Source organism: Nonomuraea sp. LPB2021202275-12-8 (assembly GCF_037044575.1).
Classification (GTDB): domain Bacteria; phylum Actinomycetota; class Actinomycetes; order Streptosporangiales; family Streptosporangiaceae; genus Nonomuraea.
In genome coordinates this window covers 52174-68515 of the sequence record NZ_JBAHWD010000018.1, presented here as the reverse complement: position 1 = coordinate 68515, position 16342 = coordinate 52174, and the positions used below count along the sequence as shown (strand labels likewise).

Sequence of the window (16342 nt, the reverse complement as noted above, 5' to 3'; positions counted from 1 at the left end):
GCGATATCCGGAAGGAATATTCGTGACTTCAGGAGCCCTAGGGCGTGTGGAGACAGAACTGTCCAGTCTGCCGGAGGCGTTGCGCCGGGTCGGCGAGGTGATCCTCGGCGATCCCGCCGAGGCCGCCCGGTCGACCATCATCGCGCTGGCGGAGCGCGCGGGCAGTTCGCCCGCGACCGTGACACGGTTCTGCCGCGCCTTCGGCTTCTCCGGCTACGCCGAGCTGCGGGTGGCGCTGGCCACCGAGACCGGCAGGGCCGCCCAGGCCGGATGGGGCGCCGGGGTGGGCCACGAGATCGGCCCCGACGACCCGATCGACGTCGCCGTCGAGGTGATGGCCGCCGCCGACACCCGGCTCATCCAGGACACCGCCGCCCAGCTCGACCTCGACGTCGTGGCCAGGGTCGCCGACGACCTCGTCGCCGCCCGCAGGGTGCTCCTGGTCGGCGTCTCCACCAGCGGCAACGTCGCGACCATGCTGGAGGGCCGGCTGCGCCGCATCGGCATCCCGTGCTGGAGCGCGGGCGACGCGCACGAGGCGCTGTCGGAGGCGGCCCTGCTGGGCGCGGAGGACGTCGCGATCGGCATCAGCCACCGGGGCAGCACCCGCGAGGTCATGGAGGCGCTGGCCGAGGCCGGCAGCCACGGCGCGACGACGGTCGCCGTCACATCCTTCGCCCGCTCCCCGCTGGCCGAGCTCGCCGACCTGGTGCTGACCACAGCCAGCAGGGAGACCACGTTCCGGCTCGGCGGGCTCGCCGCCGTCCACTCGCAGCTGTTCGTGCTCGACGCCGTCTACGTGGCGGTCGCCCAGCGCACCTATGAGCGCACCAACCAGGCCTTCGAGCTCACGATCAGCGCCGTGGAGAGCCACCGTGTGGAAAGAGGCTGAATGACGTACGCATCCATGGCCCTTGAGCTGGCCCGCCAGGTCACCGAGACGCAGGCGGAGCCGGTGCGGCGGGCGGCCGACGCCCTCGTGGCGTCGCTGCGGGCCGGCGGCGTGGTCAACGCGTTCGGATCGGGACACTCCGAGGCCATCGCGATGGAGATCGCGGGCCGCGCGGGCGGGCTGGTGCCGAGCAACCGGCTCACGCCCCGAGACCTCGTGTTGTACGGCGGGGAGCCGCCCAGCGTGCTCACCCCCGAGCTGGAGCGCGATCCGGCCGTCGCGCACCGGATCTACGAGCTGGCGCCGGTCGAGCCGCAGGACGTGTTCGTGCTGGTCTCCAGCTCGGGCGTGAACGGCGCCGTGGTCGAGCTGGCCTCGATCGTCAAGGAGCGCGGCCACTCGCTGATCGCGATCACCTCGGTCAAGCACAGCATCCAGATGACCTCGCGGCATCCGTCTGGCGGCAAGCTGCTCGACCTGGCCGACATCGTGCTGGACAACGGCTCGCCGTACGGGGACGCCCTCCTGGAGCTGCCCGGCGGCGGCAGCTACGGAGCGGTCTCCACGATCACCTCGGCGCTGCTGGCTCAGATGATGGTCACCGAGGCGGTGGATCGGCTGGTGGCCCTCGGCGAGACGCCGCCCGTATACCTGTCGGTGAACGTGACCGGCGGCGAGGAGCACAACAAGGCTCTGGAGAGCCGCTACGCAGGACGTATCAGACGTGGAGCTTGACTAGTCAGGAGTAATCGATATGCCTAACACCCCCCATGACATCACCCGGCGCTCGCTTCTTCGCGCCGCCGCTCTCGTCCCCGTGGCCGGCGCGCTCGCCGCCTGCGCCACTCCCCAGGCCCAGGCGCCGGCCTCGTCCGCGTCCCCGGCCGCGACCAGCGCAGCCAACCCCTTCGGCGTGGCTGACGGCAAGCCGCTGGAGGTGTGGATCTTCGACGGCGGCTTCGGCCAGGACTACGCCAAGAACATCCACCAGCCGCTGTTCAAGGCCAAGTATCCGAAGGTCGAGATCAAGCACAACGCCACCAAGGAGATCACCAAGGTCCTGCAGCCCCGGTTCGCCGGCGGCAACCCGCCCGAGGTGATCGACAACTCCGGCGCCAACGCCATGGACTTCGGCGCGCTCGCCCAGGACGGCCAGCTCGCCGACCTCGGCCCGCTGCTCGACGCGCCCTCCTGGGACGACCCGAACACCAAGGTCAGGGACACCATCGACCCGGCGGTCATCGACCTCGGCACCTATGACGGCACCTTCAGCGTGGTCGGCTACGTCAACTACATCCACGGCATCTGGTATTCGCAGAAGGTGTTCAAGGAGAACGGCTGGGAGACGCCCAAGACCTGGGACGAGTTCCTCGCCCTCTGCGAGACGATCAAGAAGTCGGGCAAGATGGCGGCGTTCACGTACGCGGGCAAGCACCCCCAGTACCTCTACGAGCCGCTGCTGACCATGGCCGCCAAGATCGGCGGCAACGAGGTGCTCGTCAACATCGACAACCTCGAGGACGGCGCCTGGACCACCGAGGCCATGAAGACCGCGGCCACGGCCTGGGCCGAGATCGGCGCCAAGTACCTCATGGAGGGCACCGCCGGCCTCGACCACGTGCAGACGCAGACGGCCCAGAACAAGAACAAGGTCGCCATGCTGCCCTGCGGTTCATGGCTGGAGAACGAGCAGAAGACGACCACCCCGGCCGACTTCGAGTACGGCATGTTCCCCATTCCCGACTTCACCGGCTCGGACAAGCTGCCGTACGGCACGCTGCACAGTCAGCCGAGCGAGAACTTCATCGTCCCGTCCAAGAGCGCCAACCCGCAGGCGGGCATGGAATACCTACGGGCCATGCTGTCGAAGAAGGCGGCCGGCGACTTCAGCGAGCTGGTGAAGACGGTCTCGACGGTCAAGGGCGCGGGCGAGGGCCGGCAGCTCTCCTCGGGCGCGGCGGCCGCGACCAAGGCGCTCGCCGACGCGGGCGCGAACCTCGTCTACTACCGCTGGCGGTCGTGGTACCTCCAGCTCGACGACGAGGTCAAGGCCGCCACCGGCGAGCTGATGAGCGGCAGGCTCAAGCCGGACGCCTATCTGGAGCGGATCCAGAAGAAGGCCGACGACATCAAGGGCGACTCGTCCATCAAGAAGTACAAGCGCTGATGTTCAACTCCTATCGCCGTGGGCTGTTCATCACCGCGTTCCTGGCGGCCCCGGTGACGCTCTATCTGGTCTACGTCATCTCGCCGTACATCCAGGCGTTCTACATCGCGATGACCGACTGGCGCGGGGTGAGCGCCACCCCGACCTTCGTCGGGCTGGACAACTTCGTCAGGCTCTTCTCCGACAGGATCTTCTGGAAGGCGGTCAGCCACAACGCGGCGTTGCTGGTGCTGCTGCCGCTGACGACCATCGTCATCGCCCTGTTCTTCGCCTTCCTGCTCAACGTGGGCAGCGCGGGGCGGGGCGTGGGGGGCGTCGCCGGGTCGAAGTTCTACCGGGTGGTGTTCTTCTTCCCGCAGGTGCTGGCCGTGGCGGTCGTCGCGGTGCTGTTCCAGCAGGTCTTCAGGCCCGACGGCAGCGGCATGCTGAACGGCCCGCTGATGGCGCTGGGAGCCCGGCCGGTCGGCTTCCTGTCCGATCCGGACATCGCCTTCTGGTCGGTGCTCGGCGTCATGGTGTGGCAGGCGGTCGGCTTCTACGTGGTGCTGTTCTCCGCCGGTCTGGCCTCCATCCCGCGCGACATGTTCGAGGCGGCGCAGATCGACGGGGCGGGGCGGCTCAGCCTGTTCTTCCGCATCACCCTGCCCCTGCTGTGGGACACCGTGCAGGTGGCCTGGGTCTATCTCGGCATCCTGGCGCTGGACGTGTTCGCGATCGTGTGGGTGATGACCGACCAGCACGGCGGCCCGGACTTCTCCACCACGGTCATGGCCGCCGAGATCTACCGCAACGCGTTCCAGTATTTCCGCTTCGGCTACGCCTCGGCGCTCGGCGTCGTGATGTTCTTCTTCACCATCGGCTTCGCGATCCTGTCGCTGCGCCTGTCCCGCCGCGAACGAATCGAGTACTGACACATGACGACGATGATTTCGTGGACGGTCGCGAACTCGCGCAAGCTGGCCCGCCAGGAGCGCCGGCGGCAGCTGGGGCCGATGGCGGTGCTGACCCACCTGGCCCTGCTGCTGTGGACCGTGCTGACGGTGGTGCCGATCCTGTGGACGTTCCTGGCCTCGGTCAAGAGCGAGGACGAGATCTTCGGCGACGCCTGGTCGCTGCCCGCGACGCTGCGCTGGGACAACTTCGTCCGGGCCTGGGAACAGGCGCACATCGGGCAGTACATGCTCAACAGCGTCATCGTGGTGGCCTTCAGTACGTTCGGCACCATGCTGCTCGGGGCGATGGCCGCCTACGTGCTGGCCCGCTACCCCTTCCGCGGCAACCGGGCCGTCTACCTGCTGTTCGTCTCGGGCCTGGCCTTCCCCGTCTATCTGGCGCTGACGCCGCTGTTCTTCGTGGTGCAGAACATGGGCAACGTGCCGCTGGTCGGCCCGTTCATCGGGCTGAACACGCACGCGGGGGTGGTGCTGGTCTACATCGCCTACTCGATGCCGTTCACTGTGTTCTTCCTGGCGGCGTTCTTCCGCACGCTGCCCACGGCGGTGGCGGAGGCGGCCATGGTCGACGGCGCGTCGCACACGCGCGTCTTCTTCCAGATCATGCTGCCGATGGCCAGGCCCGGCCTGGTGAGCATCACCATCTTCAACGTGCTGGGCCAGTGGAACCAGTATCAGCTCCCGCTGGTGCTGATTCAGGAGCGCGACAAGTGGGTGCTCACCCAGGGCATCGCGGACATCTCCACGGCCGCCGGGTACGACCAGGACTGGGCAGCCCTGTTCGCCGCGCTGACACTGGCCATCCTGCCGATGCTGGTCGTCTACACGATCTTCCAACGGCAGATCCAGTCCGGCCTGACCACGGGAGCGTTGAAGTAGCGCCTCAGGACGGCCGGGTGACCAGCAGCGGGTCGTCCAGGATGGCGGCGGCCGCGAAGCAGGTGGCGCCGTGCAGCTCGGCGTCACGCACATGGCCCGCGGCCCGGACCTCGAACGGTGGCGAGCCCCGCTGCGGATCGCGCGCGATCACCGGCGCGAGCCACCGGGCGAGCCTGCCGAAGTGGCCGCCGAGCACGACCACCTGCGGGTTGAGCAGCATCCGGGCGTGCGTGACGACGGCGCCGATCCACCCTGCGGCCTCCTCCAGCGTCCGCAGGGTGGTGAGGTCCCCCTCCTCGGCCCGCTCTACGAGCTCGTCCAGGCCCTGCTCGTGCTCACCGAGGCCGGCGCGGTCCAGCAGCGCGGGCAGCGACACGTAGCGCTCCAGGCAGCCGCGCCGGCCGCAGGGGCAGGCGAGCCCGCCCGCCTCCACCACCACGTGACCGAGCTCGCCCGCCGCCCCGTGGGCCCCGTAGACCAGGTGGCGGTCCACCACGATGCCGCCGCCGACGCCGGGCCCGCCCGCGAGGTAGATCAGGTCGCGCACCCCGGTCAGGCGCAGCAGCTGGTATTCGGCCCAGGTGCCGAGGTTGCCGTCGTTGGCCAGGACGACAGGTCCGATCCCCGGGGCGAGGTGCTCGCGCAGGGCGGCGAGCAGCGGCGCCCGCCGCCATCCGAACGGCACGCTCGTCACGATGCCGCGATCCGTCCAGCCCGGTACGCCGACCACGACGGACACCGTCCGCCCGTGCCCGTCGCCCACCGCCCGTGCGACGTGCTCGGCCAGTGCCTTGGCCATCTCGCCGGCCTCCGGCGCGCACAGCCCGTGCGGCGCCCGCTCGTGATAGCGCTCGCGCTCCGCCAGGTCGGTGACCCGCACGTCGATGGTCCGCGGGTTGAGCCGGACCCCCACAGCGGCCACCGAGCTGCCGCTGAGCGTCAGCAGCCGCCGCGGCCGGCCGGCGGACCCGGTGCCGCGTAACCCCACCTCCTCCACCAGCCCGTAGCCGATGAGCTCCCCGACCAGGCTGGTGACCGCGCCCGCGCCGAGCCCGGTCTCGGCCGAGACCTGAATCCTGGAGCTCTGGCCGTGATCGCGCAGGTGGTGCAGGACGAGGGAGAGGTTGTGGCGCCGCAGGCTCAGCACGTCCGCCGCCTCGGAGTCCTTCACAGCGGGATTGTACTTTTCCTAGCGATCGATAAATGGTGTAGCGATGCGCCGGAATTTTCTGATTTCCTGCGCACCATGACCTCAATGTGGGTGGGTGAGCGAGTCCGGCTGCGCGCGATCGAGCCCGACGAAGGCGAGGTGTTCCTCGCCTTCGAGGAGGACACCGACGCGGCCAGGAACGGCTGGCGGATCGCGCCTCCGCGCTCGGCCGAGCGGGCCAGGCAGTGGGCCGCCGAGCTGGCAGCGAAGGAGTCGGACCTGGACGAGGTCAAGCTGGTGATCGCCACCCGGGACGGCGACGTCCCGGTCGGCATGATCAACACCCACCAGGTCCACCGGCACCACGGCACCTTCGCCTACGGCATCTCGATCGGCACCTCGCACCACCGCAAGGGCTACGCCGGCGACGCCATCGTGGTGCTGCTGCGCTACATGTTCCACGAGCGGGCCTTCCAGAAGGCGGAGGCGTGGGTGTACGCCTCCAACGACCCCTCGCTGGCGCTGCACCGGCGGCTCGGCTTCGTGGAGGAGGGCCGCCGGCGCCGCGGCCGGTTCGCCGCCGGCCGCTACGAGGACGAGTTCCTGTTCGGCATGACGACGGAGGAGTTCACCGAGCGCTACGGCCGGGCCCTCTGACCGACCTCGGCACGCAGCCTGCCGGTCGCCGCGACCACGTTCGCCAGAGCCGCCTCCACCTGCTCGTAGGTGCGGGTCTTGAGCCCGCAGTCCGGGTTCACCCACACCCGTTCGGCGGGCAGCGCCTCCAGGGTCCTGCGCAGCAGGGCCTCGACCTCCTCGCCGGAGGGCACCCGTGGCGAGTGGATGTCGTACACGCCCGGCCCCAGGCCGCGGCCGAAGAAGCCGACCGCGTCCAGGATCCGCGCCCCGGACCGGGCCGACTCGATCGTCGTCACGTCGGCGTCCAGGCCGTCGATGGCGGCCAAAATCTCGTCGGCGTCGGAGTAGCACAGATGGGTGTGGATCTGCGTGCGGTCACCGGCGCCCGAGGTGGCCCTCCGGTAGGCGGCGACGGCCCACTCCAGGTAGCCGGCCTGAGGGGCGCGCCGCAGCGGCAGCAGCTCGCGCAGCGCGGGCTCGTCCACCTGGATGATCGACACCCCCGCCGCCTCCAGGTCGCGCACCTCCTCGCGCACCGCGCCGGCGACCTGGAACACCACGTCACGCAGCGGCAGGTCGTCGCGGACGAACGACCAGGCCACGATCGTGACCGGGCCGGTGAGCATGCCCTTGACCGGCCTGTCGGTGAGCGACTGGGCATGGCGGGCCCACCGGACGGTGATGGGCTCCGGCCTGGCCACGTCGCCGTGCAGGATCGGCGGCCTGGTGCAGCGTGAGCCGTAGGACTGCACCCAGCCGTTCCGGGTGACGGCGAAGCCGTCGAGGTGCTCGGCGAAGTACTGCACCATGTCGTTGCGCTCCGGCTCGCCGTGCACGAGGACGTCGAGCCCGAGCCGCTCCTGCACCCGGACCACCCGCTCGATCTCCTCCTCGACCCGCCGCTCGTAGTCCTCGGCGCCCAGCGTGCCCGCCACCAGCGCCGCGCGGGCCGCCCGCAGCTCGCCGGTCTGCGGGAACGAGCCGATCGTGGTGATCGGCAGCACGGGCAGCCGCAGGTGCGCGGCCTGCGCCGCCGCCCGCACCGGGTACGGGCTGCGCTCCTCGGTCGCGAGCGCCTCCGGCCGCGGCTGGGGCCGGATGACCGGCTCCGCGCCGTCGAAGCCCGCGCGCGCCAGCTCGACGACCTCGGCGACCTTCTGCTCGGCGAACGCCAGAAGTCCCTTAAGCTCCGGGTCCAGGTCCGGCTCGGCCCGCACGTCGTACGGCACGTGCAGGAGCGAGCACGAGGTGCTGACCACGACGTGCGCGGCATGCTCGCGTACGGCGCGCAGCGCGTGCGCCGCCCGCTGCGGAGCCGTCCGCCATACTTCGCGCCCCGACACCACGCCCGCGACCACCGTCTTGCCCGCCAGCGCCGCCAGCCCGTCGAGCCCGCCGCGCACCAGGTCGACGCCGATCGCCTCCACGGGGGTGGCGGCCAGGACGGGCAGCGCCTCGCCCAGGTGGCCGAAGTAGGAGGCGACGAACAGGGCGGGCCGTGCCGCCACGGCCGCGAGCCGCTCGTAGGCGGTGCGCACCGCGGCCAGCTCCTTCGGGGTGCGGTCGGCCACCAGCGCGGGCTCGTCGAGCTGCACCCACGCCACGCCCTCGGCGGCCAGCACGCCGAGCAGCTCCTCGTAGCAGGCCAGCACGTCGTCGAGCCGGTCCAGCGCCGCGGCCGGGTCGGCCGACAGCAGCAGGAACGTGATCGGCCCGATCACCACGGGCCGCGTCTCGAATCCCAGCTCGCGCGCCTGCCGCAGCTCGGCGAGCGGCTTGGCGGCGTCCAGCTTGAAGGCGGTCTCCGGCCCGACCTCCGGCACGATGTAGTGGTAGTTGGTGTCGAACCACTTCGTCATCCGCAGCGGAGCCAGCCCGTCGGTGCCGCGGGCCATGGCGAAGTAGGGGTCGGCGGCGTCCCGAAAGCGCTCCGGCACCGCGCCGAGCAGCACGGCCGTGTCCAGCACCTGGTCGTAGAGCGAGAACGTGTTGGACGGCAGCGCCGCCAGCCCCAGCTCGCCCAGCCTGCGCCAGGTGTCCTCCCGGATCGAGGCGCCCACCCGGTCGAGCTCGTCGCGGCTGGAGCGGCCGTCCCAGTAGGACTCCAGCGCCCGCTTCAGCTCCCTTCGCGGGCCGATCCTCGGGTATCCGAGCACGGTGGACTGCGGGAAAACGGACATCGATGCTCCATGCGTCAGCGGTTGATCGGAACGCTCGCATCCTGCACGGCAGGCCCGCCATGGTGCATCATCTATTCGTGGTGCTTATGCTCAAGGAGATCCAGTGCTTCGCCGGGGTCGCCGCCAGGCTCAGCTTCTCCGGAGCCGCCGCCGACCTGGGGCTGTCCCAGCCGGCCATGAGCCAGGCCATCACCAGGCTGGAGCGGGCCGCCGGGGTCAGGCTTTTCGACCGCACCGCCCGCGAGGTCCGGCTCACGGCCGCGGGCAAGGCCCTGCTGCCCTACGCCGAGCAGGTGCTGGAGTCCGCGTCGGCCTTCTCTGCCGAAGCGGCCCGGCTGGCCCGCCCGACCATTCATCTTGCTTATCCACCACTTGTCGGCGCGCTGGCCGCGAGGATCGCCAGGCGGATGGCCGGCCGCACCCCGGCGATCGGGGTCGAGCTGAGCGTGGCGGGACGGGCGGCCGCCTCGGCGGCGCTGGAAGCCGGAGAGGTGTCGGCGGCGATCCTCGCCACCCCGGCCCCCGCCCGCTTCGTCACCGCGGCGCGCTTCCACGTCACGGTCGACCACGTGGCCGTCCCCACCGGGCACGCCCTGGAAGGCAGGCCCGCGCTGGAACCGGCGGACCTGGCAGGTCAGGTGCTGCTCACGCCGGGCAGCAGGCCGTGGGCGGGGCTGCCGGGCCACCGCCGCATGGCGCCCGACGACGACTTCGCCGCCGCGCTCGACCTGGTGGCCGCGGGCGCCGGCCTGCTGCCGATCCCGCACCTCCTGGTCAGAACCGTCCGGCGTGACGACGTCAGGTTCGTCCCGCTGCAGGCGCCCGACCTGCGCATCACCTACGCCCTGGCCTGGTCCAAGGAGCGCGTCACGGCCGAGCTGCTCGCGCTCGTGCAGGCCGTACAGGAAGCCCTGTGGACTAGGTGACCGGCAGGTTCTTCAGCGCCTCGCGGCGGCTCAGCCCCGAGATCCCCTTGGCCTGCACGTAGCGGACCACCTCGCGCGGGCTGGTCTTGGCGTACTCGCGCAGCGCCCAGCCGATCGCCTTACGGGCGAAGAAGTCGTTGTCCGACAGGCTCGGTTCGATACAGGCGTACAGCAGCGCGGTGTCGGTGCGGGACTTGAACCGGTTCTGGCACAGGATCGCGGTGCGCCGCTTCCACAGATCGTCGTCGTGCGCCCACTGCAACATCAGCGGCCGCATCGAGTCGGGGAACGCGGCGAGCAGGGCGCCGACCCGGTGCGTGGCCAGCTCGTCGACCAGATCCCACCAGGCGCCGCTGACGATCATCTCCTCGTACATCGGCACCGTGTAGAGGGTCTGGTAGTCGCGGTAGAGGTGATAGCCGGTGAGCTGGACCGCCGCGTAGAGCTCCTCGCGGAACTCGGCCGCGCGCCACAGCGCGAGCACCGCCCGGCGCCACTCGGGCGCGCTGTCGATCCGGTTGCTCGCGAACACCCGCTTCAGCGCAGCCCGCCTCGGCCCGGCCTGGACGCCGAGGAAGGGCATCTTGGACTTCATGTACGCCTGCATCGCGACGGCCTTGTCCGGCTCCGCCGCCTCCCGCAGTGCCAGCCGCACCGCCTCGCCGAGGCTCATGCTCGCTGGGACGTCCGCTCGCCGGTGGCCAGTCCGTCGAACAGCACGGTGATGTAGTGCTCGGCGAGCCCGGTCGTGTTGAGCCTGCCGCCGGGGCGGAACCAGCGCACCGCCACCCAGATCGTGTCGCGGATCATCCGGTAGGTCAGCTTGGGGTCGACGTCGGCGCGGAACAGCCCGGCGGCCTGCCCGGCCTTGATCTGCGTGACCCAGATCTGCTCCACCTCCTCCTCCGCCTTGACCAGATAGTTGAACCGCTCGAACTGACGCAGATAGTTCCAGTCGTTCTGCATCACGGTGATCGCGGCACGATAGGGCTCCAGCGTGCCGAAGCCGATGCGCACCATCTCCGACAGGACGCTGCGCGGGTCTCCACCGGTGTCGAGCGCGGCCCGATAGCGGGCGATGAGATCATCGAGGAAGGTGGAGAGCACCTCGTCGACGATCGTCTCCTTGGAGTCGAAGTGGTGATAGAGGCTGCCCGACAGGATGCCCGCCTCCTGGGCGATCTCCCGGACGGTCGTGGCCTGAAAGCCCTTGCGCGCGAAGAGCTCCGCCGCGAGCTTGACGAGATGGTCACGGCGCTCGGACGCGGGGCCTGAGGAGGCCGCTCGCTGGCGCTTCGCCGGGGTGGCGGTGCCGCCGGAGTTCTTTCGCGTTGTCACGTACCCATTATGGGCCCTGAGACAATCGCTTGTTCACCTAACCGGCCCAGCTCATACGCCGTTCCGCGTAAGACCAAGCGCTTGCTGTAACGCACTGCCGGACGACTTTGAGTCACCATGAGAGCATGGCCGATCCGTTCACCCTCGGCGTCGCTTCGGGGGAGCCGCTGCCCGACGGTGTGATCCTCTGGACCCGATTAGCCGTCAACCCCCTCAGCCCCGATCCCGCCCGGCCGGGCGGGATGGCGCCCAGGGCGGTGACGGTGACCTGGCAGCTCGCCGAGGACGAGCGGTTCGCCACCGTCGTCCGGCAGGGCACCGCCCAGGCGCTGCCAGAGTGGGCGCACAGCGTGCACGTGCGCGTCGACGGGCTGCGGCCGGGCGCCGACTACTTCTACCGGTTCAGATCCGGCGCCGACCAGAGCCCCGTGGGGCGCACCAGGACCGCCGACGACCCGGCCGCCACCCGCCCGGTGCGCTTCGCGGTGGCCAGTTGCCAGCGTTACGAGCACGGCTTCTACACCGCCCTGCGCCACCTCGCGGGCGAGCGGCCCGACGTGGTCTTCCACGTGGGCGACTACATCTACGAATCCCGCCAGGCGGCGCAGTTCGTGCGGCGGATCGAGCAACCGGACGCGGCCACCACGCTGCACGCCTACCGCAACCGCTACGCCCGCTACAAGACCGACCCCGACCTGCGGGCCGCGCACGCCGCCGCGCCCTGGGTGAGCACCTGGGACGACCACGAGGTGCTCGACAACTACGCGGGCAGGGGCGACGGCTCGGCGGCCTTCCTGAGGCGCAGGGCCGCCGCCTACCAGGCCTACTACGAGCACCAGCCGCTGCGGGTCCGCCCGCGCGACGGCGAGCTGCGGATGTACCGCAGGCGCAGCTACGGCACGGTCGCCGACTTCATGGTGCTCGACGCGCGGCAGTATCGCGGCGCGACCACCATGCTCGGCGCGGCCCAGGAGGCGTGGCTGCTGGCCAGGCTGCGCGACAGCCCGGTCAGGTGGAAGGTCCTCGTGCAGCCGCTGTTCTTCGCCCGGCGCTTCGTCCCCGGCCCACCGCCCAACCTGCGCGCCGACTCCTGGGACGGACAGCCGGCCGAGCGCTCGCGCATCCTGGCCGCCGGCGCGTCGGGCCTGGTCGTGCTCAGCGGCGACGTGCACAACGCCTGGGCGGGCGACCTCAAGGCCGACTTCCTCGACCCGGGCTCGGCCACCGTCGGCGCCGAGTTCGTGGCCTCGGGGATCACCAGCCGGCCGCCGGTCACCGACAGCGCGGCCGTGCTGGGAGCCAACCCGCACCTGAGGTTCTTCGACGGCCGCCGCGGCTACCTGTCGGGCGTCGCCGGTCCTGAGGAGTTCCGGATCGCCTTCCGGGCGGTGGACTTCGTCGACAGGAAGGGCGCCCCCGTCGGCACCGCGGCGGAGTTCGTCATGGACGGAAACGGGCTGACGTTCGGGAATGCCTCTAGCAAATAAGAAACTTTCCTATTAGATTTCGGGTCATGCCCAAGAGCGTTGACCTCCTTCGCCTGGCCGACGCCGTGCTCCTGCCGGGGTTCGTCGGCCACACTCCTCCCGACTGGGTGCGGCGCAGGCTCGGCGACGGGCTGGCCGGCGTCGTGCTGTTCTCCCGCAACATCGCCGGCCCCGGCCAGGTCGCCCGGCTGACGGCGGCGCTGCGCGCGGAGAACCCAGCGGCCCTGGTCGGCACCGACGAGGAGACCGGCGAGGTGACGAGGCTGGAGGTCGCCACCGGCAGCACCCGGCCCGGTGGATACGCGCTCGGCGTGGTGGACGACGTGGCGCTCACCGAGGCGCTCGCCAGGGACCTGGGCGGCGACCTGGCCGCCGCCGGGATCACGATCGACTTCGCGCCCTCGGCCGACGTGAACTCCAATCCAGACAACCCGGTCATCGGCCTGCGGGCCTTCGGCGCCGACCCCGATCTGGTCGCCCGCCACACCAGGGCGTTCGTCCGCGGCCTGCAGTCCACCGGCGTCGCCGCCTGCGCCAAGCACTTCCCCGGCCACGGCGACACCTCGGTCGACTCCCACCACGGCGTGCCCACGGTGGCGCCCGGCGGGATCGAGGACGCGCTGCGCCCCTTCCGGGCGGCCATCGAGGAGGGCGTCAGGGCCGTCATGACCGGCCACCTGCTGGTGCCCACCTACGATCCTGAGCTGCCCGCCACGCTCAGCCCCAAGGTGCTCACCGGCCTGCTCCGCGAGGAGCTCGGCTTCGAAGGCCTGATCGTCACCGACGGGATCGAGATGGCCGCCGTCTCCGGCGCCCACGGCATCGGCGGCGCCTCCGCCCGCGCCATCGCCGCCGGAGCGGACGCCATCTGCGTCGGCGGCGAGCGGGCCGACGAGGCGACCGCGACCGGGGTCCGCGACGCCATCGCCGCCGCCGTGACCGATGGACTGCTGCCCGAGGAACGCCTGGCAGACGCCGCGCGCCGGGTCCGCGAGCTGGCCGTCTGGACCACCTCCTCGGGCAGCGTCCCTGCCGCGAACGGCCACATCGGCCTGGCCGCGGCCCGCCGCGCCGTCCGCGTCACCCGCCGGTCCAGCGCCCCCGTGCTGCCGCTCACCACGGCCGCGCACGTGGTCGAGCTGACCCCCGAGATGAACCTGGCCATCGACAAGGGCACCCCGTGGGGGGTGGCTGGGCCGCTCGCCGAGCTCCTGCCCGGCACCGCCGTCACCAGGTTCGCCGTGGGCCAGGCCACCGGCGCCGCGATCGAGGACCTGCTCGCCCGCGCCGCCGGGCGCCCCCTGGTGGTCGCCGTCCGCGACGTGCACCGCCACCCCTGGCAGGGAGAGGCGCTGCGCCACCTGCTGAGCGCCCGCCCCGACGCCGTCGTGGTGGAGATGGGCCTGCCCGAGCGTTCGGACCTGGGCGCGGTGCACATCGCCACGTACGGTTCCGCGATGGTCTGCGGCCGGGCCGCGGCCGAGGTGATCACCGGTACCCTCTGACTCCGTGAACTTCGACGGCGAGGATCTGTCCCACAAGTCCCTGACCGACCGGCTCGCGCCGGACGAGACGCACGTCTTCCGCGGCTGCGACCTCACCGAGTCCGACATGTGGGGAGCCTCACTGGCCGGGGCCCGGTTCGAGTCGTGCGTGCTGGAGCAGACCGACTTCCGCAGGGCCGACCTCGACGGGGCGGTCTTCGCCGGCGGCGGCGGGCTGCGTCTCAGGTTCGGCGACGCCGACCTCATCGACGCGACGTTCACCAACGTCGACCTGTCCTCCGCCCAGTTCGGCGGCGCGCTGCTGACGGACGCGTCCTTCACCGGCTGCCGCCTCATCGGCGCCCTCCTCACCGGGTCGCGCGGCACCGGCTTCAAGGTCACCCGCTCCAACCTCACCCTGGCCAACCTCGGCGGCTGCTCGCTGCGCGGCGACCTCATCGAGGGGGTCCGCTTCGACGAGGCGGACCTGTCCGGCTGCGACTTCACCGAGGCCACCTTCAGCGACTGCAGGCTGCGCGGCGCCAAGCTGCTGAAGACCGTGTTCACCAGAGCCGACCTGCGCGGCGCCGATCTCGGCGAGATCGACGACGCCAGGCTGCACGCGTTCGCGGGCGCGACGATCAACAGGGCCCAGGCCGACGCCATCCTCGCCGCTCGCGGCATCAACGTGCTGTGAGCCCCGGTGCGGCAGGCGCTCAGCGCAACGCGGACCGGGCGGCGGGTGCGAGACGCATGCGCCGCGGTGGCGCGGTCAGGTGCTCGTCCAAGGCTGGCACGTGCACTTCGCGCTCGTCCTCCGCCCGCTCGAAGCGGGCGAACCACACGAAGACCTGCTCACCCGTACGTACGGGCAGCGCCGGGTAGGTGTTCTCCGCGTGCTCGCTCTCGAAGCAGGCGACCGGCGCCGCCCCGCCCTCGGCCAGCACTGGCGCCACCTGCTCGGCGAAGAACTCGGCGAAGCCCGGGCCGACGCCGGAGCAGATCGTGGCGGTGTACAACGAGGACGGCGGAGCGCCGGACCCGGCGGGCGGGCGCCGAGACCGCTGGAAGCCGTGGCCGGCGGGCCGCAGCAGGAGGACGTCGTCGGAGTCGATCATGGTGGCGTTGGCGGCGTCGCGGTTGGCCTGCCAGACAGGGCCGGTGTAGAAGGCGGTCAGGGCGGCCTTGCGACGGTCCATGTCGGGGAACGCCCTGATCCAGGGGAAGGTGTCGGAGGCGTCGAGGTCGCGGAAATGGCCCACGACGTCCATCCCGGCGGCCTCCTGTGCCTCCACGAACTCGCGCTCGAACAGCTCGATCAACGTGTCGCGCAGGCCGGGACGCAGCGTGTACCGCCGCAGCTCGTAGATCATGCGGGCGACGCTATGCCGCGTTCACTGACACCTCTTGTCAGCGGCTTTGCCAGAAGAATCTTCTAATTACTCAGCGCTACCGATCCCTGACCCACAGTTATATGCTCGCTTTGACCTTGACCCCCCTGGGTCAAGAAAGGTCAAAGGAGCTGGTGGTGCGCCTGTGGGCCCGGGCGTCCGCCTTCCCCCTTGAAGCCAACCGGCGAAGGAGCTGAAGTGATCAAAAAGCTGTGCGCCACGGGAGTCGTGGTCGCCGCCGCAGCGGGTGTGACGTTGCTGGCGGCACCCGCTCACGCAGACAGCTGGACCGACAACTGGAGCACCAACACCGAGTCGTCCCAGACGGGGAACAACTTCTCCAACATCGGCGCGGTCAACCGCGGCTGGGGCCGGTCGACCAACGTCAACAACATCAACGGCGTTGCCACGACCGCGTCCAACGGCAGCATCTCCGTGACCTACGTCTTCTACTAGGCCGATCGCGCCTTCCTGCCCGCCGGGCCAGACCACCCGGCGAGCGCATGAAATCCCTCGAGCAAACCTCTGTGGAAGGAACATCGACATGCTCAAGAAGCTCTGTGTGACCGGGTTCGTCGCCGCTGCCGCCGCCGGCGTCACCCTCATGGCCGTGCCGGCCCACGCCGACACCGACATCGAGAACTCCAGCTGGAACGAGGAGGCCTCCCAGTCGGGCAACAACTTCAACAACGTCGGCACCGCCAACACCGGTGGCTGGGCCTCGACCAACGTCAACAACATCAACGGCAACGCCGTCGTGGCCACCAACCGTAGCCGCGCGGGCTTCGCCGTTCGCATCGACGACTAGTCCGATCCCGGCACGCGTGCCCCGCGCTCGGCGCGGAGCGCGGGTACG

Annotated in this window: 17 protein-coding genes; 12 read left to right on the top strand and 5 right to left on the bottom strand. The window is 70.8% G+C overall.

The genetic code is table 11. The features are described from left to right. The first annotated feature begins 46 nt into the window (after positions 1-46). Genes V5E28_RS28820 through V5E28_RS28800 form a run of 5 tightly spaced genes read left to right on the top strand, consistent with a single transcriptional unit; the run spans position 47 to position 4891 of the window. Complete coding sequence (locus V5E28_RS28820; protein ID WP_336211302.1) at positions 47-892, top strand: MurR/RpiR family transcriptional regulator; 846 nt, start codon at positions 47-49, stop codon at positions 890-892. Beyond that, positions 893-1627, top strand: a complete 735-nt coding sequence (locus tag V5E28_RS28815; RefSeq protein ID WP_336211300.1) for an SIS domain-containing protein — start codon at positions 893-895, stop codon at positions 1625-1627. 19 nt (positions 1628-1646) lie between these two features. Further along, the gene (gene ngcE / locus V5E28_RS28810) at positions 1647-3059 is read left to right on the top strand and encodes an N-acetylglucosamine/diacetylchitobiose ABC transporter substrate-binding protein (protein WP_336211297.1); all 1413 of its coding nucleotides are present in this window, start codon (positions 1647-1649) and stop codon (positions 3057-3059) included. Then, positions 3059-3970: a carbohydrate ABC transporter permease gene (locus V5E28_RS28805; protein WP_336211295.1), complete on the top strand. Its 912-nt coding sequence runs from the start codon at positions 3059-3061 to the stop codon at positions 3968-3970. The genes ngcE and V5E28_RS28805 overlap by 1 nt, the downstream gene beginning before the upstream one ends. Before the next feature lie 3 nt (positions 3971-3973). After that, positions 3974-4891 (top strand): carbohydrate ABC transporter permease, encoded by a 918-nt coding sequence (locus V5E28_RS28800; RefSeq protein WP_336211293.1) that lies wholly within the window; start codon positions 3974-3976, stop codon positions 4889-4891. A gap of 4 nt (positions 4892-4895) precedes the next feature. Here the strand turns inward: V5E28_RS28800 and V5E28_RS28795 are convergent, their stop codons facing one another. Beyond that, entirely contained in the window at positions 4896-6062 is a 1167-nt protein-coding gene (locus tag V5E28_RS28795; RefSeq protein WP_336211290.1) for an ROK family protein, read from the bottom strand. A 75-nt stretch (positions 6063-6137) separates the two neighbouring features. Here V5E28_RS28795 and V5E28_RS28790 point away from each other — a divergent pair, with 75 nt between their 5' ends. Next, complete coding sequence (locus V5E28_RS28790; RefSeq protein ID WP_336211286.1) at positions 6138-6698, top strand: GNAT family N-acetyltransferase; 561 nt, start codon at positions 6138-6140, stop codon at positions 6696-6698. On the opposite strand, the gene metE is transcribed toward V5E28_RS28790, so the two are convergent. After that, positions 6680-8860, bottom strand: coding sequence for a 5-methyltetrahydropteroyltriglutamate--homocysteine S-methyltransferase (gene metE, locus V5E28_RS28785; RefSeq protein ID WP_336211283.1), 2181 nt, complete (start codon positions 8858-8860; stop codon positions 6680-6682). The two genes, V5E28_RS28790 and metE, sit on opposite strands and share 19 nt — an antisense overlap. A gap of 86 nt (positions 8861-8946) precedes the next feature. Between metE and V5E28_RS28780 the strand changes: the two genes are divergently transcribed. Then, positions 8947-9786, top strand: coding sequence for a LysR family transcriptional regulator (locus V5E28_RS28780; protein WP_336211533.1), 840 nt, complete (start codon positions 8947-8949; stop codon positions 9784-9786). On the opposite strand, the gene V5E28_RS28775 is transcribed toward V5E28_RS28780, so the two are convergent. Then, positions 9779-10459, bottom strand: coding sequence for a DNA alkylation repair protein (locus V5E28_RS28775; protein WP_336211280.1), 681 nt, complete (start codon positions 10457-10459; stop codon positions 9779-9781). The genes V5E28_RS28780 and V5E28_RS28775 overlap by 8 nt on opposite strands. Next, positions 10456-11124 (bottom strand): TetR/AcrR family transcriptional regulator, encoded by a 669-nt coding sequence (locus tag V5E28_RS28770; protein ID WP_336211277.1) that lies wholly within the window; start codon positions 11122-11124, stop codon positions 10456-10458. The genes V5E28_RS28775 and V5E28_RS28770 overlap by 4 nt, the downstream gene beginning before the upstream one ends. Before the next feature lie 125 nt (positions 11125-11249). On the opposite strand from V5E28_RS28770, the gene V5E28_RS28765 reads away from it, so the two are divergent. The 3 genes from V5E28_RS28765 to V5E28_RS28755 are packed head-to-tail and all read left to right on the top strand — an operon-like array spanning position 11250 to position 14792. Continuing rightward, entirely contained in the window at positions 11250-12611 is a 1362-nt protein-coding gene (locus V5E28_RS28765) for an alkaline phosphatase D family protein (RefSeq protein WP_336211274.1), read from the top strand. A 26-nt stretch (positions 12612-12637) separates the two neighbouring features. After that, positions 12638-14116: a glycoside hydrolase family 3 protein gene (locus tag V5E28_RS28760; protein WP_336211272.1), complete on the top strand. Its 1479-nt coding sequence runs from the start codon at positions 12638-12640 to the stop codon at positions 14114-14116. A gap of 4 nt (positions 14117-14120) precedes the next feature. Further along, on the top strand, positions 14121-14792 hold the full coding sequence (locus V5E28_RS28755) for a pentapeptide repeat-containing protein (protein WP_336211270.1): 672 nt from the start codon (positions 14121-14123) through the stop codon (positions 14790-14792). 19 nt (positions 14793-14811) lie between these two features. Here V5E28_RS28755 and V5E28_RS28750 read toward each other — a convergent pair whose 3' ends face one another. Beyond that, positions 14812-15468 carry an NIPSNAP family protein gene (locus V5E28_RS28750; protein WP_336211268.1) on the bottom strand — a complete coding sequence of 219 codons (657 nt, stop codon included), beginning with the start codon at positions 15466-15468 and terminating at the stop codon, positions 14812-14814. A gap of 216 nt (positions 15469-15684) precedes the next feature. Between V5E28_RS28750 and V5E28_RS28745 the strand changes: the two genes are divergently transcribed. Both V5E28_RS28745 and V5E28_RS28740 read left to right on the top strand, forming a co-directional pair. Continuing rightward, a complete protein-coding gene (locus V5E28_RS28745; RefSeq protein ID WP_336211264.1) occupies positions 15685-15942 on the top strand; it encodes a hypothetical protein in 258 nt (85 codons plus the stop codon). Positions 15943-16030: 88 nt separating this feature from the next. Then, a complete protein-coding gene (locus V5E28_RS28740; RefSeq protein ID WP_336211261.1) occupies positions 16031-16294 on the top strand; it encodes a hypothetical protein in 264 nt (87 codons plus the stop codon). Positions 16295-16342: the final 48 nt, after the last annotated feature.

Excerpts from the sequence above, each read along its gene's own strand:
- V5E28_RS28815 (WP_336211300.1), top strand. The coding sequence starts at position 893 with ATGACGTACGCATCCATGGCCCTTGAGCTGGCCCGCCAGGTCACCGAG.
- ngcE (WP_336211297.1), top strand. The coding sequence starts at position 1,647 with ATGCCTAACACCCCCCATGACATCACCCGGCGCTCGCTTCTTCGCGCC.
- V5E28_RS28805 (WP_336211295.1), top strand. The coding sequence starts at position 3,059 with ATGTTCAACTCCTATCGCCGTGGGCTGTTCATCACCGCGTTCCTGGCG.
- V5E28_RS28800 (WP_336211293.1), top strand. The coding sequence starts at position 3,974 with ATGACGACGATGATTTCGTGGACGGTCGCGAACTCGCGCAAGCTGGCC.
- V5E28_RS28790 (WP_336211286.1), top strand. The coding sequence starts at position 6,138 with ATGACCTCAATGTGGGTGGGTGAGCGAGTCCGGCTGCGCGCGATCGAG.
- metE (WP_336211283.1), bottom strand. The coding sequence starts at position 8,860 with ATGTCCGTTTTCCCGCAGTCCACCGTGCTCGGATACCCGAGGATCGGC.
- V5E28_RS28780 (WP_336211533.1), top strand. The coding sequence starts at position 8,947 with ATGCTCAAGGAGATCCAGTGCTTCGCCGGGGTCGCCGCCAGGCTCAGC.
- V5E28_RS28775 (WP_336211280.1), bottom strand. The coding sequence starts at position 10,459 with ATGAGCCTCGGCGAGGCGGTGCGGCTGGCACTGCGGGAGGCGGCGGAG.
- V5E28_RS28765 (WP_336211274.1), top strand. The coding sequence starts at position 11,250 with ATGGCCGATCCGTTCACCCTCGGCGTCGCTTCGGGGGAGCCGCTGCCC.
- V5E28_RS28760 (WP_336211272.1), top strand. The coding sequence starts at position 12,638 with ATGCCCAAGAGCGTTGACCTCCTTCGCCTGGCCGACGCCGTGCTCCTG.
- V5E28_RS28750 (WP_336211268.1), bottom strand. The coding sequence starts at position 15,468 with ATGATCTACGAGCTGCGGCGGTACACGCTGCGTCCCGGCCTGCGCGAC.
- V5E28_RS28740 (WP_336211261.1), top strand. The coding sequence starts at position 16,031 with ATGCTCAAGAAGCTCTGTGTGACCGGGTTCGTCGCCGCTGCCGCCGCC.